At 36.8% G+C, this 22,760-nt stretch carries 18 protein-coding genes and 2 pseudogenes; 7 read left to right on the forward strand and 13 right to left on the reverse strand.

Annotation, left to right across the window (positions count from 1 at the left end):
* Window positions 1–9 precede the first annotated feature (9 nt).
* Complete coding sequence (locus O0236_RS00935; RefSeq protein WP_268912308.1) at window positions 10–558, forward strand: ABC transporter permease; 549 nt, start codon at window positions 10–12, stop codon at window positions 556–558.
* A gap of 463 nt (window positions 559–1,021) precedes the next feature.
* Here the strand turns inward: O0236_RS00935 and O0236_RS00940 are convergent, their stop codons facing one another.
* The 5 genes from O0236_RS00940 to O0236_RS00960 form a co-directional block, all read right to left on the reverse strand.
* A complete protein-coding gene (locus tag O0236_RS00940; protein WP_268912309.1) occupies window positions 1,022–1,864 on the reverse strand; it encodes an aldo/keto reductase in 843 nt (280 codons plus the stop codon).
* Window positions 1,865–2,696: 832 nt separating this feature from the next.
* On the reverse strand, window positions 2,697–3,749 hold the full coding sequence (locus O0236_RS00945; protein ID WP_268912310.1) for a 2,3-butanediol dehydrogenase: 1,053 nt from the start codon (window positions 3,747–3,749) through the stop codon (window positions 2,697–2,699).
* 186 nt (window positions 3,750–3,935) lie between these two features.
* Entirely contained in the window at window positions 3,936–4,589 is a 654-nt protein-coding gene (locus tag O0236_RS00950; protein ID WP_372791774.1) for a CPBP family intramembrane glutamic endopeptidase, read from the reverse strand.
* A gap of 154 nt (window positions 4,590–4,743) precedes the next feature.
* Complete coding sequence (locus O0236_RS00955) at window positions 4,744–5,256, reverse strand: helix-turn-helix domain-containing protein (RefSeq protein ID WP_268912311.1); 513 nt, start codon at window positions 5,254–5,256, stop codon at window positions 4,744–4,746.
* Between the two features lie 159 nt (window positions 5,257–5,415).
* Window positions 5,416–6,654: an MFS transporter gene (locus tag O0236_RS00960; RefSeq protein ID WP_268912312.1), complete on the reverse strand. Its 1,239-nt coding sequence runs from the start codon at window positions 6,652–6,654 to the stop codon at window positions 5,416–5,418.
* Between the two features lie 296 nt (window positions 6,655–6,950).
* Here O0236_RS00960 and pyrF point away from each other — a divergent pair, with 296 nt between their 5' ends.
* The 4 genes and pseudogenes from pyrF (at window position 6,951) to O0236_RS00980 (ending at window position 11,852) form a co-directional block, all read left to right on the forward strand.
* The gene (gene pyrF, locus O0236_RS00965; RefSeq protein ID WP_268912313.1) at window positions 6,951–7,679 is read left to right on the forward strand and encodes an orotidine-5'-phosphate decarboxylase; all 729 of its coding nucleotides are present in this window, start codon (window positions 6,951–6,953) and stop codon (window positions 7,677–7,679) included.
* A complete protein-coding gene (gene pyrE / locus O0236_RS00970) occupies window positions 7,666–8,313 on the forward strand; it encodes an orotate phosphoribosyltransferase (protein WP_268912314.1) in 648 nt (215 codons plus the stop codon). The genes pyrF and pyrE overlap by 14 nt, the downstream gene beginning before the upstream one ends.
* Window positions 8,303–9,247 carry a dihydroorotate oxidase gene (locus tag O0236_RS00975; RefSeq protein WP_268912315.1) on the forward strand — a complete coding sequence of 315 codons (945 nt, stop codon included), beginning with the start codon at window positions 8,303–8,305 and terminating at the stop codon, window positions 9,245–9,247. Before pyrE ends, O0236_RS00975 begins: the two co-directional genes overlap by 11 nt.
* 91 nt (window positions 9,248–9,338) lie before the next feature.
* Window positions 9,339–11,852, forward strand: a pseudogene (locus tag O0236_RS00980) (excinuclease ABC subunit UvrA).
* Window positions 11,853–11,959: 107 nt separating this feature from the next.
* On the opposite strand, the gene O0236_RS00985 reads toward O0236_RS00980, so the two are convergent.
* From O0236_RS00985 to O0236_RS00995, 3 genes and pseudogenes are all read right to left on the reverse strand, one after another.
* The gene (locus O0236_RS00985) at window positions 11,960–12,178 is read right to left on the reverse strand and encodes a hypothetical protein (RefSeq protein ID WP_268912316.1); all 219 of its coding nucleotides are present in this window, start codon (window positions 12,176–12,178) and stop codon (window positions 11,960–11,962) included.
* Window positions 12,179–13,035: 857 nt separating this feature from the next.
* Window positions 13,036–13,428 (reverse strand): hypothetical protein, encoded by a 393-nt coding sequence (locus O0236_RS00990; RefSeq protein ID WP_372791821.1) that lies wholly within the window; start codon window positions 13,426–13,428, stop codon window positions 13,036–13,038.
* Window positions 13,429–13,569, reverse strand: a pseudogene (locus tag O0236_RS00995) (helix-turn-helix transcriptional regulator); the annotation flags it as partial.
* A 321-nt stretch (window positions 13,570–13,890) separates the two neighbouring features.
* Between O0236_RS00995 and O0236_RS01000 the strand changes: the two are divergent.
* Window positions 13,891–14,178: a hypothetical protein gene (locus O0236_RS01000; protein ID WP_268912318.1), complete on the forward strand. Its 288-nt coding sequence runs from the start codon at window positions 13,891–13,893 to the stop codon at window positions 14,176–14,178.
* 137 nt (window positions 14,179–14,315) lie between these two features.
* Here O0236_RS01000 and O0236_RS01005 read toward each other — a convergent pair whose 3' ends face one another.
* The 5 genes from O0236_RS01005 to yicI form a co-directional block, all read right to left on the reverse strand.
* Window positions 14,316–14,912: a PAS domain-containing protein gene (locus tag O0236_RS01005; protein ID WP_268912319.1), complete on the reverse strand. Its 597-nt coding sequence runs from the start codon at window positions 14,910–14,912 to the stop codon at window positions 14,316–14,318.
* Window positions 14,913–14,927: 15 nt separating this feature from the next.
* A complete protein-coding gene (locus tag O0236_RS01010; protein WP_268912320.1) occupies window positions 14,928–15,893 on the reverse strand; it encodes an FAD:protein FMN transferase in 966 nt (321 codons plus the stop codon).
* 4 nt (window positions 15,894–15,897) lie between these two features.
* A complete protein-coding gene (locus tag O0236_RS01015) occupies window positions 15,898–17,079 on the reverse strand; it encodes an MFS transporter (protein ID WP_268912321.1) in 1,182 nt (393 codons plus the stop codon).
* Window positions 17,080–17,248: 169 nt separating this feature from the next.
* A complete protein-coding gene (locus O0236_RS01020) occupies window positions 17,249–18,613 on the reverse strand; it encodes a sugar porter family MFS transporter (protein WP_268912322.1) in 1,365 nt (454 codons plus the stop codon).
* A gap of 183 nt (window positions 18,614–18,796) precedes the next feature.
* Window positions 18,797–21,079 carry an alpha-xylosidase gene (yicI, locus tag O0236_RS01025; protein ID WP_268912323.1) on the reverse strand — a complete coding sequence of 761 codons (2,283 nt, stop codon included), beginning with the start codon at window positions 21,077–21,079 and terminating at the stop codon, window positions 18,797–18,799.
* 251 nt (window positions 21,080–21,330) lie between these two features.
* Here yicI and O0236_RS01030 point away from each other — a divergent pair, with 251 nt between their 5' ends.
* Window positions 21,331–22,755 (forward strand): glycoside-pentoside-hexuronide (GPH):cation symporter, encoded by a 1,425-nt coding sequence (locus tag O0236_RS01030; RefSeq protein ID WP_268912324.1) that lies wholly within the window; start codon window positions 21,331–21,333, stop codon window positions 22,753–22,755.
* The last annotated feature ends 5 nt before the right edge of the window (window positions 22,756–22,760 follow it).

The raw sequence follows: 22,760 nt of genomic DNA on the forward strand, positions 1-22,760 counted from the left end.
GAGGTTAAGATGATAAATTTATTAAGACAAGAAATATATAAAATAATTAAAAAGACTTCGTCCAAAATAGTTCCGATAATTCTATTTATATTGATGTTAGTTGTTGCAATGATGGCTAAGAATCAAGATTCTAAATTTTATATTTCATCAGCGTTCGCAGGATTTCAGTGGAGTGCAATAATCCTAATCATAGTCAGCGCATCTTTGATATCCGAAGAATTTCAGTACGGAACGATAAAAAAACTTATTTACAGTGTAAATAGCAGGTCGATTATTTACATAACTAAGCTAATAATTGTTATAGGATATGACATTTATTTACATATATTATCGGTATTGTTTACGGTCATTTTGAAGATTGTTATTATTGGGAAAAGTCCTAGTTTTTCGAGTGAGTATTTATATAATTTACCCATTTGGCAGAATTTGTTGATTAATACACTTATTGATTTAATGGGCACGTTAATTATTATTACTGCAGTGTTTTTAATCGCTAGTATAACCAATACAGGTTCAGCCGCGATTGCATTTGGAATTGGGCTTTGCTTTTTAGGCTAAGGAATTTCGTCATTTATAAATAGAGTAGCAACTTCTAGTTCTGGTTGGTCTAAATGGAATCCGTTTAACATGCTTAATATTACTAATCAGCTAGCTAATCCGAGCTATAAAGACATAACGCATTTAACAGTTAAACAATTAGTTACAGGTAATTTATTGTACTCATTAATATTTATTTTGTTTGGTATTTTGATATTTTCAAAACGACGTGTATAGGAAATCAAATCTATCTCAATTTATAAGAAATCATCTTTATTATGCGGATGATTTCTTAATTTTTTTACGCAAGTTAATAAATTTGAAGATAAACAGAGGCGTCCGAAGAGCATGTAACAGGATGGTTGCTCGTTGCCACAAATATTTACCAGTAATCTTAAGTTATATGAAACAAGTTGTTGGTAGTAAATATTTCAAATATAATCACAAAGTGTTTGGTCCCAAATCAACTGCCAATTTTTATTAACTACTTAAAGTTAAATGTATCGGGATCTGGACCAACTCTTAAGTTTTGATTCAATTCATTCAATTGAGTCATTTCTTCGTCTGATAGTTCAAAATCGAATACATCAGCGTTACTGTTCAATCTGTCCACGTGAGTTGATTTGACGTTTATCAAGATGTCCTGTTGGATATCCCAGCGTAGAATCACTTGGGCAGTAGACTTGTTATGGTTATTAGCAATTGCTTCAATTGTTGGATCAGACAACAATTTTCCTTGCATAAGTGGTGACCAAGCTTGCACTTTGATACCTTTAGATTCACTATATTGTCTTAATTCGACCTGTGATAATCTGGGGTGCAATTCGATTTGGTTAATTACGGGAATAACCTTAGCAAAAGTGAATAATTGATCCAAGTGATGGATCTCGAAATTGCTGACACCAATAGCTTTGATTTTGCCATCTCTATATAAATCTTCTAAGGCTTTCCATGATTCTTCAAATGCGCTATCGCCAGGCCAATGAATTAGATATAAGTCTAAGTAGTCCAAATTCAAACGGTCCAGACTAGCATTAAACGCATCAATAGTTTCTTGATAAGAAAGATGATCATTCCACACTTTTGAGGTAACAAATATGTCCTCTCGAGATAGATTGGCCGCTTTTAAGCCGGCTTTGATACCTTCACCAGTTCCAGTTTCGTTTTCGTAGATAGCTGCAGTATCGATTAAACGATAACCATTTACAATGGCGTTCTTAACTACTTCAGGAGTATCTTTTTCTGAAATTTGAAATACGCCTAATCCTAATCCAGGAATTCTTGTTCCGTTGTTCAATTCAACTGTGTCTGATAATGAATTAATCATTGCATATCTCCTTATGTATTTTAATTCATCATATCTACAAGCTGATTAGCTGTATAGTACGCACTTTTAAGTGCCTTAAGTACAAAAAAGTAACTTAAAATGGATGGGAACAATAAAAAACGCCTACCAAAAAATTCCTGAGGTGACGTTTAAACTGGCTATTCGCAATGAAATGTTCACTGAATTTATTTTCTATATGATTCACTACTAGTTATGGCCATCAGTAAAGTAATCAGACTAAGCAAGGCAATCAATCCGACACTTATTAGTTTTGTCTTTATGTCAGATGAAGAGACAATTACGAAATATAACCCAATAACCAGGATTAAAACTGGGAGAATTGCCTTGATCCAAGGCAATTTCATTCTAGGAATGAGTATTTTTTGTGCAAATAATATGGCGATAATAATTATGATAATGCTAATGTTAGTACTCACTGTGTGTTCTCCATTCTTGAAAAAGTTTAATCTGCTTACTTTTTTATTACATCATGGTTATATATGTGATGCAACTACTGCGATGATAAAACATAAGATTGCTTGCCTCCTTCAATTATCTTTTGTGTTAACATGTCTGACAAACAGTTGCTGATATTCTCGAACTAATGTGAGCACAGGATGTTTTTGTGCTGGAAAAGCTTGCTGGAAAGACAGAGGTTTTAACTAATTCTATTATGAACAACATATAGGTATAAGTGGAGTACCTATTAGTTGCGTTAACTTATTAATACTAGTGACATAGGTATCAAAATCAAAAAAACGCAAACCATCTTATAGAAGATGGTTTGCGTTCTCAGTTATGCTTTAATCAAATCGTTTATTTTTTCAGTATATTAAGCTTGTTCTTTTTCCAAATCGATTAAGATTTTTGCTTGGGATTTGTCGGAAGTTAATGCCTCAAATCCGTCTTCAACAATATCATCTAAATCAATGTGTTTAGTAATTACAGGTTTAACATTAATTTGACCGCTTGTAACCAAATCAACGGTTTGTTGGAAGGTCTTCATTGAGTAAGCGATGGTAGTGGTGATTTGAACACCAGAATTCATTAGTTGCATTGGGTCGAATTGAATAGGGTGTGCGAAAATCGAAACAATTACCATTTTCCCCCGAGCTTTAGTTGCATCGATTGCTTGTTCAAATGTAGGCTGAACTCCAGCAACTTCGAAGGAAACATCAACACCATTTGGAACGATTTCATGTATCTTTTGGATGGCATCTTCATTTGCGGGATTGATAACATCTGTTGCACCCATTTCTTTTGCTTTATCTAGTCGAACTTCAGATAGATCAATGGAAATGATTTTAGTAGCACCAGCAGCTTTTGCAGCGGCAGCAACTAAAACGCCGATAGGGCCCGCACCGAAGATTGCAACAGTCTCACCGAATTTTAAATTACCTTCTTTAACGGCTTGAACAGCCACGGCAGTTGGTTCAATTGTAGCAGCTAGCTCTAGCGGAAAGTCTTTTGGCAAACTGTATAAGTTTTCTTCTGGGACATTAACGAGGGCGGTAAAACCACCATCATTGCTTAATCCAATAAAGCTGTAGCCATCGTAAACATCGATATCATCAGGTGTATCATGATGCGTAATAGTTGGATTAACAGATACGTGATCGCCAACCTTGAACTTGGTTACATCAGGACCTACTTCTTGAATTACTCCAGAAAATTCATGTCCCATAGTTAGTGGAGCATGTCCTCCGGTCAGTTCATCGGTATGATCAACTGGAATAAAGACCGGACCCTCTAAGTATTCGTGCAGATCACTTCCACAAATTCCTGCCCAAGCGACTTTAATAACAACCTCATTGTCTTTGTGAGGCTTTAATTCAACATCTTCAACGCGAATATCTTTAACACCGTGCCATACAGCTGCCTTCATAATTAATCGTCTCCTTAAAAGAGTAGTTTTGAAAATGACCGACGAATGTGGTGTAACCGTTTTCATCTACCTAAGATTTTACGCTTGTTTAGCCATTTAAGCTATCTATTTTTTGAAAATGGATGAATAATAATGTGGCTTCTGCCATTTTATAATTAATAATATGCTGCGCCTCTATTATTATATTTAGACTCTATGAATAATCGAGGAAATCTTTAATTTATAGTATAATTGCCACGATTTGGGATGATGCCAATTTAGAAATGCTAGAGCCAGTAATATGTATAATCCCGAATGGATGATGGCGCCAACAATCGATCCATGTATTGAAGAATCTGATATTCCTTCTCGAACTGTAACCCAATAATCAAGAGAAAAGTGGGCAATGATTGGAATTAACAAACCACCTTTACGTACATATAAAACTCCTAATAGAATGCCCAGACCGAAAACCTCAATCATCTGTTCGATAGTGGCCATTAGTGATTGATTAGTTATGTTTCCAAAGTGATACAAGCTAAACAACAATGCTGATATGATAATTGATTTAATAAGATTATTTCTAGCTGAACTGCCCGAATTTGCCTTTAATAGTGCGCCTAAAATTACTCCTCGAAATAGATATTCTTCTGGAAAAGCAGCGATTATCCCAACTGTCAGACTTGTTAGAATATGATTTGGAGAGTGTATCGAATTTATAATTAATATGAATAAAAGTAGACCAGTAAGTATAACTGTATTTTTAGTTATCTTGAACTTCCAAAACACGGGTTGCTTTAGCAAACAGTAGTTTAGTAAAATACCCAAACTTATCTCTAAAAGTTTGAATATAACATCCATTATTAAACTAGAACTTTTGCTAGGCGATAGGTAATTTAATAGCGGATTGAATACAAATGAATCAAAAAAATTAATTAAGATCCAAAAGACAAAGATTTTTATTATTAGACTATTCTTTGATAACGAAGTAATTTTTCTCACGCTCCTTTGGGTGTTAATGATTCATTCCATTGATAAAACCAGAAACAAAATCGGTGATTTGTGGAATAGCCAATGATGCAAACCAAATGATTGCGTTAATGATTCCTTTTGTTGATAAACTATCGTTAATTTTTCGCCAGTTGACATTCAATGCCATATAGAGAAAGGCAATAGCCTGAATTAAACTCATGACATTGATAAGATTTTCTTCTTTAAAGCCGATGATGGCTGATAAGATTATCGCGATAACTGCGATTAAAATTCCAAAACCAATGATTTTAGCTATGTTGGTGTTTACTTTTCTGTGTTCTAAACTTTCCATAAATTGTTCATCTCCTCTTATCATTTCATCTAACGAAACATCGAATTTATCACTTATCGCGACTACGTTTGCAAAACTTGGCCAGACAAGATTCTTTTCCCATTTTGAGATTGATTGCCTGGATATGTGTAGACTGTCTGCTAGTTCTTGCTGAGTTATACCGTTTATAGTTCTTAATTCTTTAATACGTTCTCCGATAGTCATAATTGCAGGACTCCTTTACGAATTCTATTATGAGCAATTGAGTATGATTTATGAAGCACCTGTTGGTTGCAAGGATTAAATTATTAAAATGTTTTGAATATATAAAACCAAAAAAACGCAAACCACCTACAAAAATGGTTTGCGTTTTTTAAATTTTATTTACTTAGTTTGAGTGCTCAACTTTTTAATTCCTGGTAAAGTCATCATGGTGATAAAGCTAATGATATAGAGCACTGATAGGAATGTCATCACAACCGTTAGAGAGTAGTGATCCATTAAAATCCCGATAACGACTGATGAAAATCCACCGATGGCTCGACCAACGTTGACGATAATATTATTAGCGGTCGAACGAATTTCAGTTGGATAGAGGCGTGAAATCACAGCTCCGTAACCGCCGAACATACCGTTTGAAAAGAATCCGACAATCGCGCCGATAATTAGTAATGTTACTGTACTATGCGCCAGAGTAATGGTATAAACCATCATTGCTGAAGCAATTAGGAAAATTCCGAAGGCTCGGCGTGGCCCGAAGAAGTCTAGGATTGAACCAAATGTCATCATGCCTAAGCTCATCCCCACAATTGTCGCAATCATCCAAAGAGATGATCCTGAGACATTTAAGCCAAGTTGTTTTTGAACAATAATTGGCAACCAGTTCATTAATCCAAAGTAGCCGGCAATTTGTACTGTAGTCATAATCATTAGAGCGACACTTTGATAAGCCAATTTTGGTGAGCTGAACATATATTTAAAAACAGCAGTACTTGTTGAAAGACGACTACTTTGTTTGGCAGTGACAAACTCATTGGTTTCCGTTAAATGCCGACGAACAAAGTAAGTCAGGATAACTGGTATGATTCCTAAGAGAAATAATCCGTGCCAACCCAGAGTTGGAATGATGAATGCGGCGGCAATCGCAGCTAAGATGGCACCAATTTGACCGCCAATTGCTGCTATGGAAGTCATTTTACCGATTTGATTTTTTGCAAACGATTCTGCAATAATTGCGATGCCGACGCCATATTCTCCTCCAGCTCCAATTCCTGCTAGGAACCTTAGGATGTATATCAAAGTGATGTTGTTTGCTAATGCCATCATTGCAGTTGCAAATGCAAAAATAAAAATTGTATAAGTGAAGGTTTTGACACGGCCAAACTTATCGCCAACTAAGCCAAACAAGATTCCCCCGAATAGCATTCCTAAATTGGTAATTGATCCAATCATACCAGCTGCTCCACCACTTAGGTTGAGGTCAGTAATCATAGAACTCATCGCAAACGATAAAAAAAGCACATCCATGTTTTCCAAAGCAAATCCTGAACTGGTCGAAGCAATCGTCCATTTTTGCCTAGTAGTTAAGCCATGAGTGTGCGAGTTTACAGTAGTATTTTCCATGTGTTGTTCCTCCAAATGAATGCTCACAGGCATTCGTTATTTTTGTTGTGATTGATTATTCCACGAACAAAAAGATAATGCAAGAGGAAATTGGTCAGATAATTTTGACTTGACATAAATTTTCGTAATGATAAAGTTATTAGAAATAACAAGCTTTAATTTGGTTCAGAGAAGCCAAAAGCGGACGAATAGATAATGTCCGTGAACTTGCGGGACAAATGGATAGAATTCAGGGTGAATACTATCTTCCGCAGTTATCTCGGGCTTTTTTTGTGCCAAAAATTTGGAGGTAGCTTATGCGAAAAGATGGTCCATTAATCATTTCTTTAGATGTTTCTTCTAAAGAAGAATTGGTTTCTTTTATTCAGCGGTTCAATCCTGATGAGAAGCTAACTATCAAAATTGGCATGGAATTATTCTATGGTGAAGGCCCTAGTATTGTTCGGAATTTGCTGAACTTGGGATATGATGTTTTTTTGGATTTGAAGCTTCATGATATTCCGAATACGGTGAGAAAAGGTATGAAACAGATTGGTAAAATGGGAGTTTCGTTCACTACGGTTCATGCCTTAGGCGGTTCAGAAATGATCAAACAAGCTAAGCAGGGGTTGCTTGAAGGCGCCAGTGAAGCAGGAGTTCAGCCGCCTAAGTTATTGGCGGTCACCGAATTGACTTCGATTACACCCAAAGGATTAGCTGAAGAGCAAAACAGTAGGCTACCAATGGTAGATCAGGTTGTTGCACTTGCAAAACTGGCACGAAATTCTGGTGCTGATGGAGTTATCACTTCGCCACTTGAACTTTCTGCCTTAAAAAAAGAGGTTGGTGATGACTTCTGGTACGTTACACCAGGTATTCGACCGAATGATTTTCCAAAGGATGATCAATCACGAACATCCACTCCAACAGAGGCTGCTAACGCGGGAAGTAGTGCGTTGGTAGTCGGTAGACCAATTATCAACGCTACGGATCCAGTAACTGCATATCAAAACATGATGGAGGAATGGTTAAATGCAAACCGATAAGATTGTTCAGCAACTGATTGATGATAATATTGTTAGTATTTCACTAGATAAGCCGTTTAGATATGCAAGTGGCATGTTAGCGCCTATCTATACTGATTTTAGATTAACCATAGCAATTCCAGAGTTACGGGAGTTGATCGTGGATGGGTTGGCAAAAATTATTAAAGACCAATATCCTGAAGTCACTGTCATTGGTGGTGTGGCAACTGCAGGAATTCCACACGCAGCTTGGGTAGCTCAGAAACTAGGTTTGCCGATGATTTATGTTAGGTCAAAGCCTAAGGACCACGGTGCCAATAAACAAATTGAAGGAAGAATTTCAAAGAACGATAAAGTTGTCTTGATTGATGACCTAATTTCCACAGGAGGCAGTGTTTTAAAAGCCGTTGAAGCTGTCAGAAAGGCAGGATATATCGTCAGCGGAGTTGCTGCAATTTATACTTATGAATTTCCAGATGCAGATAATAACTTTGCCCATGCGAATACGCAACTTGCACCATTGATCACGTATTCTGATGTGATTAAACAGGGGTTTGAAGAGGGCCGATTCACTGAAAAACAGTTCAAGTTCTTATCTTCTTGGCACCAAGCACCATGGAAGTGGACAGAGCAGGAGGAAGCCCATGCAAACTAAAGTGTCGATGCAAGCTGAAATTGCAGGGATTTCATTTGATAATTTACTGCTAAATGCCGCGGGAATTCGGTGCTCAACAGTCCAAGATTTGAATAGCATCTTAACTTCAGAGGCCGGCGGGGTAGTTACTAAAAGTGCAACAGTCGAGGAGCGAGCAGGAAATGAAAGTCCTCGCATGCGGGCGTTGCCATTAGGAAGTATTAATTCCATGGGATTACCCAATCACGGATTTGATTACTATATGGCCTATGTGCTGAAAGCTCAATCTGCTGGCTACAATAACGTGATATTGTCAGTTGCTGGATTGTCACCGGCTGATGACTTGCTAATGTTAAGAGAAATTCAGCAGAGCGGTTTTGACGGTTTGGTAGAACTTAATCTATCTTGTCCAAATGTTAAGGGAAAACCTCAAGTTGGCTATGATTTTGCCGCCGTTGAGCAACTTTTGGGAGAGATATTTAAGTTTTTTGATAAACGTTTAGGATTGAAATTGCCACCATACTTTGATTTAACACAGTTTGATGAGATGGCCGCTATCATTAATCAATATCCAGTAACGTATGTTAATTCAATTAATTCCATTGGTAACGGATTGGTGATTGATCCGGTCACAGAAACTGCCGTGATCAAGCCTAAGGGTGGCTTTGGTGGACTCGGAGGGGAATATGCTAAACCAACGGCGTTGGCTAACGTTAGGGGATTTAGACAGCGTTTGAAACCAGAAATTCAGATGATTGGTACTGGTGGTATTAAATCGGGGATGGATGTTTTTGAACACGTACTTTGCGGGGCGGACCTAGTTCAGATTGGTACGGCATTTGGTTCTGAGGGGACCCCAATTTTTGATAGAATTTCCCAAGAACTTCAAGATATCATGATTGAAAAAGGCTATCGCAGGTTAGCTGACTTTAGGGGAAAGCTAAAAACATTATGATTGTTATTTCTGAAGATTAATTTTAGGCTGTTATTATAGATGTTTTATAATAGCAGTTTTTATTTGCATAAAATTAATGGGAGGATACTTAATGAAATCAACTGAACAAATCGAAGTTATTGGCGGTAACGTCAATAACTTAAAGAATATTGACATTAACATCCCGTTACATAAATTTGTGGCCATTTCAGGACTCTCAGGTTCTGGAAAATCTTCTCTAGCTATGGGCATTTTATATTCAGAAGGTGCTCGGCGATACTTGGATGCGTTAGCAACATATACTCGTCGGCGAATCAGCCAGGTCGGTCGTAGTGACGTTAGATCCGTCAAACATATTCCATCTGCGCTAGCTTTAAGGCAGCGGCCAACCGTTCCAGGAGCACGTTCAACTGTTGGTACGATGACAGAGATCTTTAACGTGATTCGACTGATTTATTCACGGCTAGGATCACCTAAATGTCCGAATGGTCATCAAGTTCCACCAACCATTAAGATTGCGGAAGCGATGGATAAAGTCGGCGATGGTATGGGTGTGATAACTTGTCCTACTTGTGGCGTAAAATTCAATGCCTTTAGTGCCGAAGATTTCGCGTTTAATTCAGTTGGCGCTTGTCCTCAATGTGAGGGGTAAGGAGTCACCAAACAAATTGATCCAGATACATTGATCGGTGACCGAACCAAAACGATTCGTGAGGGTGCAGTTAACGCTTGGCACATTCCAGGACGAAACTTCATGCCCATCGTTGCAGAAGCGGCTGGAGTGCGAATCGATGTCCCATTTAATGAACTAACTGATGAAGAAGTGGAGACAGTTCTTCATGGTGAACAAAGAAAATTCAGTATTAATATTCCGTCCAAAAATGGTCGGGTGTTTCATATGGACAATGCGCTTTATGAAAATGCATATAATGCCATTGCTGATAGTATGCAGACCACCAAGAGTGAGATTGCACTGAAACGGCTGAACAAATTTTATAAATTCACTACTTGTCCAGTTTGTCATGGTAGTCGAATCAATCCTGATCGATTAACTCAACTGATCGATGGTAAGAACATTGCTGAGGCCAGTGAATTGGCTTTAGGTCAATTACCAGAATTTATTGATAATTTGAAGCAATGGTTGCCAGACGATATGCAAAAAATCGCTAATAATCTATCAAGTGAATTATTAAATCAGCTGCAACCATTACTTGATCTCGGATTAGATTATTTAACTATGGCGCGAGCTGGTGCGACACTTTCTACCGGTGAGTTGCAACGAATCCAGTTGGGTAGAACATTGAGAACTCAGACAACTGGAGTACTTTACGTATTGGATGAACCTTCTGTTGGGCTTCATCCGGATAATGTTGCAGGGATGATCAATATCTTCAAACAAATTGTCGAGCAAGGTAATTCATTAGTTGTGGTTGATCACGAAACATCGATTATTGACGCGGCTGATTGGATTGTTGAAATTGGACCGGGTTCTGGAGAAAAAGGTGGTCAAGTGATTACCCAAGGAACCCCTACTGAAATCAAGCAAAATCCGCATTCATTGATTGGTCCATTTTTAACTGGAAAAGAACAGTTAGTGACCCGAGAAGTTGCTCAAGAACCGTTTGAAAATGGTTCTATTGATCTGACGATTAATCAAAGATTTAATTTAAATAATGTGACTGCTGAATTACCTATCAATCGGCTGACTGCGGTTACTGGATTTTCCGGTGCCGGTAAAACTACCTTGATTCTAGATGGATTACTCAAGGCCTTTGATACTCAACGACAACATCAACAGTTACCAGACTACATCGCAAACTTTGATTCCGCGCATGTGAAGCATGTGGTGAGTGTCGATGCTGCTCCAGTTGGTAAAAATGCGCGGTCTACAGTGGCAACTTATACCAATATCATGGACAACTTGCGGAAGCTATTTGCTGGTCAACCACAAGCAAAAGAGAAGAAGTTTTCAGCAAGTCACTTCTCATATAACAACAAGCAAGGAGCTTGTCCAACTTGTGGCGGTACCGGTGAAATTTCACTTGATATCCAGTATTTGCCAGACATGGTGGAGGTCTGTCCTATTTGTCATGGAAAACGTTTCAGACCTGAAGTCTTGGATGTTAAGTGGAATGGGATGTCGATCGCCGAGGTGTTGGATTTAGATGTGACTGAGGCACTTGAGGTCTTTAAGGACAACGAAACAATCACACAGACTTTGACTACGTTAAAAGAAATGGGATTGGAGTATCTCCACTTGGGAGAAAGCACCCCGAGTCTTTCAGGTGGTGAAGCACAACGGTTGAAATTAACATCGCATATGAAACGTTCGCAAAAAAATACGCTGTTTATTTTTGATGAACCATCTGTTGGACTACATCCTATTGATGTTCACGTATTATTAAAGGTGTTTGACGGACTGATCAGACAAGGTGCAACAGTTATCATGATTACGCATGACCTTGATTTGATGGCCAATGCTTATTATATGATTGATATGGGTCCAAAGGGCGGTAGCCTAGGTGGTAAGATTGTTGCTGCCGGTAAACCTCAGGATTTAATTAAGGATAATGATAGTTTAACGGTCAAATATTTAAGAGAACAATTCGCTAAGAATCAAAATTAATAGTAATCAAAAAACGCCATTCATTATTATGAATGGCGTTTTAATTTGAAAAATTACCAAGCTTATATGTGTTGATTACTAAATGGTAAATAACCTATATAAACCCATTAATTAAAGACGATTTCGAACTGCTGAGGCCCATCGATTGACCGAACATTGAAGACTTCGTGATTGGTCAATAATGAGTCAGTTCGAAACTCTGGATGGAGATGACCTGGGAATGCAAACCTGATTTGATTGTTGACCTTGCTAACATACCCGTTGCTACCATCAGATAACTTTACTGTTTGATCAGTCTTGTGGGGATTAACGTGAATCTTAACCATAATTAGCTCGCCTCCTAATTCAAGTTTACCACCATGGATGGCAATAACAACTAAATGAAAGGTTGTTATTGCTCTGCATTTATTCTTTATTTAGAAGGCTAAAACTGTATCTGGAATATTTTCTATTTCAATCTCAACGGGACTATCTTTAGATATAAGAATTTGATTTTGTGTAGGATCATCAATATAAGATAAAGAATATTTCACACCGATATTTCCAATTATACTTACGATATCTAACGTTGCCTTGAGACTATAGATGAAAAAATGCATCCGTTGATCATTTTTGTTAGTCGTGGTATATAAATTAGATTCATTTGGGATACTAAGAGATATGATTCTTAATAATGATTCATTATGGGATTCCATCACTAATTCGCCTTATCTTTATAATTGATTTGATAGTTAAATTTACTAAAATTAAACTTTGGAATTTCTATTTTGTGCGAGCTTTCTTTTTTCTAGCATTAAGCCAAATCATGGATACATAACCAATATTAGTTAAACCGAATATTATTCCTGCAAAAACACTCAACCAAAATGAGTGAAAAAGAAAATAGCAAGCAGCAAAACTAATTCAATGGCATCAGCAAATGTGAATGCTCGATTCCAAGAATCATATGGTTTGATGAATACTCTTGATGACTTCATTTACACACCTCATTAATTTTTGAATTTTGATTTACTATTCCTTCATCAATATATTAAATACGTTACCATATTTCTGAAGTGTTTTAAAAATTACTCAATATTGATGGTGATTTAAGAGTACTAATTTATGTTAAAAATAAAAAGAACGTACATATTTACATGCACGATGTAAACATATTCGTTCTGAAGAAAATTTTATGTTGTACCTATTTAACTCTATATATTTTAGTACTTGTTGGTTCAAAAAAATTATCATTAAGTAACACGAACGTGTTGAACAAATTTATTAACATTACCGTTAAAGATACCAAAATAATGGTTTTATATAAGCTATTGAATTTATTGTTTCTCCACAGAATATATAACGGTAATAAGATACCAACTATAGGAATCAACACTGATACAATACAAAGAATGAGTAATATCAAACCTTCATCTTTATTTTGATACAGGTCTTTGTTTGGAGTAGCCAAGTTAGCTTTTCTATCTAAAATTGTTTTTTTGTCCTCAGCAATTGTTTTAGGAAAATCATGGTTTTCTTTGACTAATTCATCGATGGAAACTTGATATATGTCGCTGAGATAAATAAGATTATCCAAATCTGGGTATCCTCTTCCATTTTCCCATTTAGAAATTGATTGCCTAGAAATATGTAAGATTGTAGCTACCTCATTTTGTGTTAGATTCGATTCTATTCTTGCTTGTTTTAATGTATTTGATAGTTTTCTAATGAGTATCATCCTTTTATTTTTAAATTTGAATGGTAACTTTGAAGCGATTATTTTCTTTCTGAAGTCGCACTTTTGTAACGTCGATATGTACTAAATATGTTAACACACTTCGAAAGTGATTAAAAAAGGTGCAATATTGATAGTTATTTAATAATACTAATTGATGCTAAAAATAAAAAAAGCATATGGGTTACATCAATCAAGTAAACCTATACGTTCTTCACAATTTATATTTAATGAATTACGCTAAATATACAATTAATAATATATAAAGGATGATGTTTTTATGATCGATAGAGTGACGCGACAATCCTTTAGTGGGGTATTAATATGATGAAAAAAGATATGCTTGCCGCATTAACAGGATGTATATTTGGCGTTTTCTTATTTCCAATTTATGACCTTCTAGAACAATTTGTTAGAAAATATCCACATTGGCCTGCCGCAACGTTAGCTATAGCCATGATTCTGATAATATTTTTTGCCTTTTTATTCATACTATACGTTGTTTTAGGAAAGAATAAGCGCTCGAACGAAGTGAATCACGTATGGGGAATATTGTTAATCTTCTTTCTGATATCTGGTTTGGCATCCTATTACTTATCAAATGGTTTTTAGGATTCAGTGTCTTCAAATAATACTCTAAATTTCTGATTTTAATGTGTGTTTCTCCCGTTACATAGAAATAAAGAGTAATGATATAGTACATATAAAAAAGGACTACTTACCTTAGCAAGTAGTCCTTTTTCACATGCTTAAGATAGCCACGAGTCTGACGCTCCCGTTGATGCATCTTTAGCAGGTTCTCGATTTGAAGTTTGCGTTTTTTTATCTTGTTCAGGCCCTTTGTCATACTTTGGTGCGACAAATTTATCTGGATCGTACGTGGATTGTGATGTGCTAGTTGATACATCCGTTCCTAGAATACCATCGAAGGTTGGATTCTCATCAATCAAATTAGTGAAGTAATCAAGCTGACCAGTAAAGACTAAAATCCCTAAATAAGTACCATCATCATCTCGTACAGCGAAGTAACCGTTATACGTGTGATGTTTTCCCGAAATGATTTCGAATTTATCTCTAGAACCGGACTTTAAAGCATCCACCATTTGATATACGCGCGGCAAGACGTTGGCGGGGTGAAGTGCCTCCATGCTTTCATTAAGTTGATCGGCAGTTCGTGGGTTAATTCGCGATTCTTGATTAGAGAAGTAAATAAAATTATCATTTTCGTCGATAAAGTCAATTTCAAACGGCATGACGCTAAAAATGGCCTCAATTTGTTTGAGATCTAATTTACCAGTCTTAAATTGTACTACTGCATCTTTAATATAAGGATTAATGTCAGTCATAAGATTACCTTCTCATCATAAAATTTGATAATCAGAATCAGTTAAAATAAATTTATCTTTGATATCATCGGACACTTCAATGGTGTGATCACTGTAAATAACTATAAAACTAACTTGATATCCCAGTTCAGAAGCCATTTTACTTGCTCTGTCGATGCCATTGAAAAAACCAATGCTGGTCCAAATTTCTGCTTCAGTGGAAGTTGGGGTAATCGCGGTAATACCAGTAATGTTGGTTTCAAATGGGTATCCGGTTAATGAATCAATAATGTGGTGATACATATGATGATTAGTTTTTAAAAACCGTTCATAGACTCCAGAAGTAACTATGGATGATTCAGGAATAGTTACCACAGCTAAATCATTTCCGCGGGACAATTCGGGATTTTGAATGCCAATATTCCACATCCCGTTTTCATGATTGCTTCTGCCAACTAATAAAATATTGCCACCTAAGTTAATAATACCGTTAGTAACGCCTTTACTTAACCAGAACTCTTTAATTTTATCCGCAATGTATCCCTTGGCAATCCCACCTAAATCAAGTTCCATGTCTGGATTGGTCAGAAATACAGTTTGCTTCACATCGTCTAAAATGATGTTATCAGAATTGGTTAGATGTAAGGCGTTGTTTATTTGTGGCTTAGATGGAACGTTTGCACCATCAAAGCCTATTTTCCATAATTTAACAAGTGGCCCAATTGCGACGTTGAATCCAGCGTGCCAATTGCTAACGATCACGGCTTGTTTAACGATGTCATAAGCTTCAGTGGAAATTTGAATTGGTTTGATACCAGCATTATGGTTGATATCCATAATTTCTGATTGCTCACGATTGACAGTCAAAATATCTTCGTATTTTTGAATCAGTTCATTTGTTTGGGGTAGAATTTCTGGATCCGATTGCTCATCAATTGATAAGGTGATTTTGGTTCCTAAACCCGAGTAGATTTTTTGAATAATAATTCGAACCTCCTTCAAATGTCTAGTACATTGCTAGTGGCTTTGCTTTGATTGCTCTAATAAGTAATAGGACGATGACTAAGCTTATCAAAGCGTAGACTGCACCACTTAGACTGATATTGCTAACGCCAACCTTAGCAACCATGATTGAGGCGGTGGCGGACCCTAATGAAATTCCAAAGTTGAAGAAAATGGAGTTTAGGGATGATGCCAAAACTAGGGACTGTGGATATTCAGATTCTGCAAGATTCAAGAAGTGAATTTGAATTGGAGCATTTAATATCGTTACGATTAAAGTTAAGGCCAAAATTACTATTAAAGCAAGGTACTTGAATGGTATAAGTAACGGTAATGCAATTAATAAGATGATGTCACAAATATAGAAGATAGGCATTTTATTCAGACTATTAGGTAATTCTGCAAGTTTACCAGACATCCGGTTGCTGATAATACTGAAAATTCCGATGATAAACAGTAACCAATTTAGACTGCCAAGACTGAAGTGCATGCTAGTCGTTAGTAGTGGTCGAATGTAAGTATAGTAAGAATACATAGTAGCTGCGGTGAACAGAACTAAGCCGATACCGTAATAGATTCGTGGATCTAGTAGTAATGTTAACTGGCTTTTAATAGTGCTGGTAGTTTGACTAACGTTTTTCGGTAACAGAATTCCTAATGGGATGATGGTCAAAATGCTGACGATTGAAATCATCCAGAACGCATATCGCCAGCCAATACTGGTACTAATAGCTACACCGATCGGAACTCCGAACACTGAAGCAATACTGAATCCAGCAAAGATCCATGATACTAAGGCAGCACGTTTGTCTTGTGGTGCGATTTGGCTGGCAAATGCCATGATCAGAGAAATAATTGAGCCAGCAGTGAGGGCAGTTAGTACTCGAGAAATCAGCATAAACCAAAAGCTGGTTGCCAATGCACTTAGTGAGTTACCAATTAAAAAGATAACCATTAATGTCATTAGCGTATTATAGCGACGATACTTACTAGTTAAAATAGTAATGAATGGGGTGCTGATGGCATAAACTGTCGCAAAGATGGTCACTAAGTAACCGACTAATGAGATAGGGACACCAAAGGTTTTTGATAGGTCGGATAGCACACCAACCACCATGAACTCGTTACATCCAAGCATAAATGCTACTAGAACGAAAACGAGTGATTGTAGTCTGAATTTGTTCAAGACGGATTCCTTCTTTCAAAATTATTGTTAAGTTAAGAGTACAGTATTTTAGGACAATTCAGAAGGCTTTACTAAATAGAATCATAAATGGGTACCCCTAAGATTATTAGGGGTACCCATGGCTTGTTAAATGTTAACTTAAAATAATACGTAATGTGTTATAAATTTTTTAGCTTTCGCGGCTTCTTAGTTCTTCTTCAATGTCTTCCAAAGAACGGTTTCTAGTTTCAAATACTTTACTGTGAACGAACCAGATAGATGCGAAACAAAGAACACCATAACCGATGAATAAACTACCAGTACCGAAGAAATCAAGTAATGGTGGGAAAGTTAACGAAACAATCATGTTAGCTGTCCAGTTGATAACACTTGAGAAAGAGTTACCTAATCCACGGATATTCAATGGGAAAACTTCACCAATCATAACCCACATAACAGGGCCCCAGGTTGCAGAGAAGAATGCAATGTAAATGGTTAATGCGATTACACAGATAATTGCTGCTAAATGACTTTGACCAGAGAATTTCATTGCAAAACTCATAATAAATAATGAAATACCCATTCCAATGGCACCGCCGATAAGCATCTTTCTACGATCGATTTTATCCATGATCATAACGGCAATGGCAGTAACGATAACATTAAAAATACCAATTCCGATATGAGCAATCAAAGCAGCTGAAACACCGAAACCAACATCAGTAAAAATTGTTGGTGCGTAGTATAAAACAGTGTTACATCCCATAACTTGTTGGAAAATTGCTAAACCAACACCAATAACTAATGCTGGGCGAACTAACTTACCGAATAACTCTGACCAACCACCACTCTTGATGGCAGCTTGCTCTTTAATATCGCTTAGTTCTTTATTAACAACTGTTTCGTCATGCTTATTCATGATACTTAAAATCTGTTTAGCTTCTTCGACCTTCTGTTCCTTAACTAAGAAACGCGGACTTTCAGGCAAGAATAAGGCTCCGAAGAATAATAGGGCAGCAGGAATAGCAGCGAAACCTAACATCCAACGCCATCCAGTGTAAAATCCTGAAAGACCATAGTTAGTTACATAAGCAAGGAAGATTCCAGTCATGACCATTAATTGGAATAAACTAGACATAGCTCCACGCTTATCAGCTGGTGATAATTCAGCAAGGTAAGTTGGGATTAACGCTGAAGCGGCACCAACGGCCATACCTAAAATAATTCTGGAAATAATGAGTGTCCAGAATTCAGGAGAAAAAGCTGATCCTAATGCACCAATAAAGAAGATGACACCTGATAGTAATACTAATTTTCGACGACCATATTTATCAGACATTGGTCCAATAATTGCAGAACCTAAAATTGCACCTAATAGAACGGCGCTAACGACCCATCCTTGTTGCCAAGAATCTAGATGTAATTGCTTTTCAATAAATAAAATAGCTCCAGAAATAACACCAGTGTCATATCCGAACAGTAAACCACCAAGAGCTCCGAAAAAATAAACGAAGCCGGCCGAAATATGATGAACTTTAACATTATTTTGTTGCATGATAAGCACCCCAATCGTATTTTATTTGTAAGTTAGTTGGTTTAGTAAACTTATCAACATGTATACTATCATTTGTGTTTTACGTTTGCAAGCGCTTTCTAAACTAAAAAGTTCGAACTTTTTTATCCACAAAATAAAAACCACGTTAAATGCATACAATTAGCACTTAGCGTGGTCTTTTACTTAAAGATCGATAGTTGTTTCTGAAGAATCAGCAGTTACAGTTTTAACTTTACCGTCATGGTGGACAATAATGTTTGAGTTGCCACTAATTCCATTTGTTTTGACAGTTAGTTGATCGTTTTTCCGAGTTACTGATACTGAGCCGACTGAATCGCCTTTTTGATTGACAACTCTAGTAGTTACAGAAGCACCTTCTAAAATTTCGTAACAGTTAATATCTGGACTGTCTGAGTAATCGTACTCAGCATGAACAGCACCTGGTTTTCTTAGAATGATGCTATTTTCTGGTGCTAGAACGGGGAGGTTCAAGTTATCATATTGTTCGTTTAACCATTCTCCACCTTTAGAAATCGAGTAGCTTTGCTCATTCAGGATATTGGTCCATTTTCCTTCAGGTAAGTAATATTTAACGTTACCCTCATCATTGAAGATAGGTGCAACTAATAATTTACTACCCAGCATATACTCATGTTCTAGGTAATAAGTATTGCGATCATTTGTGTACTCTAAGAACAAAGGTCTCATCAATGGAGTACCGGTTTCATGGGTATTTACAGCTTCATCAAACAGATAAGGCATTAATGACAATTTTAAATCAACGAATTTCTTTGTATTGGCAACGGCTTCTTCATCAAACAACCATGGAACCTTGTATTGAACACTACCGTGGTATCTAGAATGAGATGAGAGAAGGCCAAATTGAGACCAACGCTTGTATAACGATGGAGAAGCTTGTTCTTCAAATCCACTAATATCGTGACTCCAGAATCCGAAACCAGACAATAGGAATGATAAACCACCTCTAAGTGAATCAGCCATTGATTTGAAACGAGAAAGGTTATCGCCACCCCAGTGAACTGGGAATTTTTGTGATCCAACAGTTGCAGAACGAGCGAAGACAACGGCTTGGTCTTCTCCTTTTTCTTGTTTAACTAAATCATAAACTGCTTCATTGTACTGATAAGTGTAGTAATTATGCTCACGATTTGGATTTGAACCATCATAAAATACTGCATCTTCAACAGGAATTCGTTCACCAAAATCAGTTTTGAAACAGTCGACACCCATATCCAACAGAGCTTTTAACTTGCTTGTGTACCAAGCGACAGCTTCGGGATTGGTGAAGTCCACAAATCCATTTCCGGCTTGCCAGAGGTCCCATTGCCAAACATTTCCATCCTTGCGTTTGATAAAGTAACCATTCTTTTTACCTTCTTCGAATAATGGAGATTTTTGGGCAATATATGGATTGATCCAAACACAAACTTTAATTCCGCGATCATGAATTCGTTTGATTAATCCTTCAGGATCAGGGAATTGTTCAGTGTCCCATAGTAGGTTGCACCATTCAAAGCCTTTTTGCCAGAAACAATCAAAGTGAAAAACATCTAGAGGAATTTTACGGTCTTTCATACCGTCGATAAATTTCATAACCGTTTCTTCGCGGTAATCTGTGGTAAATGAGGTCGAAAGCCATAGGCCAAATGACCATGCAGGCGGAAGAGCAACTTGACCTGTAAGACGAGTATATTTATTTAAAACTTCCTTAGGGGTTGGTCCATCAATGACGAAGTACTGTAATGATTCACCTTCGACACTAAATTGAGTTCTGTCTACGTTTTCAGAAGCGATTTCAAATGATACTTTTTCAGGTTGGTTAACAAACACACCATATCCATTACTGCTGAGGTAGAATGGAATGTTTTTATATGCTTGTTCACTACCAGTACCACCATCACGATTCCAAATATCAACAGATTGGCCATTCTTCACAAATGAAGTGAAACGTTCTCCAAGACCGTAAATCAGTTCATCAATATCCATTGATAGTTGTTCTCTCATATAATGTTTGTTAGTGTTTTTATCTAAAATTACACCTTGGGCTTTGTCCATTGATTTTGTGATCACTTTATCGTCATGAAGAAAATCAATTTCAAAATCTGATTTGTAAGGCATTTTCGCTGTTAATGAACCAGATTTGAATGAAAGTTCATCCTCACTGGTGTTGATAGTAACATTAGGATGTTCGTCAGCGAGTTCAAATGATGGACCAACTTGATTTTGATCAAAATGAATCAACTGAACACCAATAACTCCTTCAATAGGTGATGTTAACTTAATTGTTGTCATTCCTAAGTTTAATTCATCACCGCGATCGGCGATTTGTTTAAATGGCGCATACAAAGTTAATTCATTGTCACTTTTGTTGAAATCAAAAATTTCTCTTGGAGATTGAATCTCGTATTGTGGGCGAGTTAACCAATAACCGTCTGTAAATTTCATAATCTGTCACCTCAAAAGTTGTATTAGAAAGTTGAACTTACTAAATGCTGACCAAAGTGTAAAACGTCACGCGATAAATGTCAACGCTTACATTTTAGAATAAATATTTATATACCTGTAATCACCGGCAATGCTGGGTTTGCTGATAAAACAAAAAATCAATGCGTTGACTTAATAATTCTGGTTAAATATAATCTGTTTTGAAAGTTGAGTTTACTAATATGCTAAATCTAATTAAAGAGGTGCGTATTATGAGTCAAAATGTTAATGCTAGTAGCGGTCAACAACCTGAAAACAAACCAGTTGAACCACATGCAAAGAATATGGTGCCGTGGGGAGAAAGATTTTCATATGGTTTAAGTGATTTTGCATGTAACTTATCCTTCCAAATGGTTGGAACATATTTAATGATTTTTTATACTGATACTTTCGGAATTAGCGCTGCAGCCGTTGGAACATTATTTTTAGTCGCCAGAATCGTTGACGCATTTGATGGTCCTTTCTGGGGAATTATGATTGATCATACCCATACCAAATGGGGAAAGAGTCGGCCATATTGGTTATGGTTCACAATTCCATTTGCTGTTTTTTGTGTGCTAGTTTTTACTACTCCAAATCTCAGTTTACCTGGTAAATTGGCGTGGGCCTATGTGACTTATCTAGGAGTTGATATTTTATATTCTGCTGTAAACATTCCAATTACATCTATTTTGCCATCATTAACTAGTAGCCCTCAAGAACGGGTCACATTGTCAACTATTCGTCAATTTATGGGAACAGCTGGAGCTGCAATCGTTACTGGAATTACATTGACAATGGTTGCTTACTTTGGTGGCGGATCAACTACAAGTGCTCGAGGATGGTTTATTTGGGCATTGATAGTCGGCGTTATCGTAGTAGGCATCTTTGCAATTGTATTTAAGAATACTAAGGAAAGAGTCCAGACAAAGAGCTCACGCGAATCTATTCCAATTAAGCAATCATTGAAAGCTTTAAAGAATAACTGGCCGTGGGCAATTATTATTTTCATCAACTTTATTTATTGGATGGGAATGCAAACTAGATCTCAAGTAACTGTATATTTCTTTAAGTACAATATGAACAATGCTGGATTAGCTTCATTCGTATTAAGTTTGCAATTTGTTTCATTGTTAGCAGTTGTTTTGACCCCACTAACATCGAGATTGATTGGTAAAAGGAATACAATGTTAGTAGGAATGATCATGGCAGTAGCCGGTCAGCTATTATTAAGTGTTGGTGCAACTCATTTAAGTGTATCTATCATCATTGTAGCTACAATTATCGGTTATCTAGGTACTGGATATGTTTCAGGTTTGATCGCCGTTATGTTAGCTGACGCGGTTGATTATGGAGAATGGAAAAACGGTGTTCGTGCTGAAGGTATCGTTACTTCATTCTCAAGCTTCAGTGCTAAATTAGGAATGGGTATTGGTGGTGTGATTACTGGATGGATTCTATCTATGACAGGTTATGCTGCAAACCAAGCTCAAAATGCTGGTGCATTGCACGGTATTGAACTTAACTATATCTGGGTACCATTAATTGGATTTGCTCTTTCAGGAATTGCACTGATGTTCTATCATGTTGATGGAATAGAAAAGAAGATGCAGTCCGATTTGGCTATTAAGCATGCCAAGGAGAATGCCGAACAATAAAGAAG

The organism is Lentilactobacillus sp. SPB1-3 (genome assembly GCF_026913205.2).
Taxonomy (GTDB): Bacteria; Bacillota; Bacilli; order Lactobacillales; family Lactobacillaceae; genus Lentilactobacillus; species Lentilactobacillus terminaliae.

Excerpts from the sequence above, each read along its gene's own strand:
- O0236_RS00935 (WP_268912308.1), top strand. The coding sequence starts at position 10 with ATGATAAATTTATTAAGACAAGAAATATATAAAATAATTAAAAAGACT.
- O0236_RS00940 (WP_268912309.1), bottom strand. The coding sequence starts at position 1,864 with ATGATTAATTCATTATCAGACACAGTTGAATTGAACAACGGAACAAGA.
- O0236_RS00945 (WP_268912310.1), bottom strand. The coding sequence starts at position 3,749 with ATGAAGGCAGCTGTATGGCACGGTGTTAAAGATATTCGCGTTGAAGAT.
- O0236_RS00950 (WP_372791774.1), bottom strand. The coding sequence starts at position 4,589 with ATGGATGTTATATTCAAACTTTTAGAGATAAGTTTGGGTATTTTACTA.
- O0236_RS00955 (WP_268912311.1), bottom strand. The coding sequence starts at position 5,256 with ATGACTATCGGAGAACGTATTAAAGAATTAAGAACTATAAACGGTATA.
- O0236_RS00960 (WP_268912312.1), bottom strand. The coding sequence starts at position 6,654 with ATGGAAAATACTACTGTAAACTCGCACACTCATGGCTTAACTACTAGG.
- pyrF (WP_268912313.1), top strand. The coding sequence starts at position 6,951 with ATGCGAAAAGATGGTCCATTAATCATTTCTTTAGATGTTTCTTCTAAA.
- pyrE (WP_268912314.1), top strand. The coding sequence starts at position 7,666 with ATGCAAACCGATAAGATTGTTCAGCAACTGATTGATGATAATATTGTT.
- O0236_RS00975 (WP_268912315.1), top strand. The coding sequence starts at position 8,303 with ATGCAAACTAAAGTGTCGATGCAAGCTGAAATTGCAGGGATTTCATTT.
- O0236_RS00985 (WP_268912316.1), bottom strand. The coding sequence starts at position 12,178 with ATGGTTAAGATTCACGTTAATCCCCACAAGACTGATCAAACAGTAAAG.
- O0236_RS01000 (WP_268912318.1), top strand. The coding sequence starts at position 13,891 with ATGATGAAAAAAGATATGCTTGCCGCATTAACAGGATGTATATTTGGC.
- O0236_RS01005 (WP_268912319.1), bottom strand. The coding sequence starts at position 14,912 with ATGACTGACATTAATCCTTATATTAAAGATGCAGTAGTACAATTTAAG.
- O0236_RS01020 (WP_268912322.1), bottom strand. The coding sequence starts at position 18,613 with ATGCAACAAAATAATGTTAAAGTTCATCATATTTCGGCCGGCTTCGTT.
- yicI (WP_268912323.1), bottom strand. The coding sequence starts at position 21,079 with ATGAAATTTACAGACGGTTATTGGTTAACTCGCCCACAATACGAGATT.
- O0236_RS01030 (WP_268912324.1), top strand. The coding sequence starts at position 21,331 with ATGAGTCAAAATGTTAATGCTAGTAGCGGTCAACAACCTGAAAACAAA.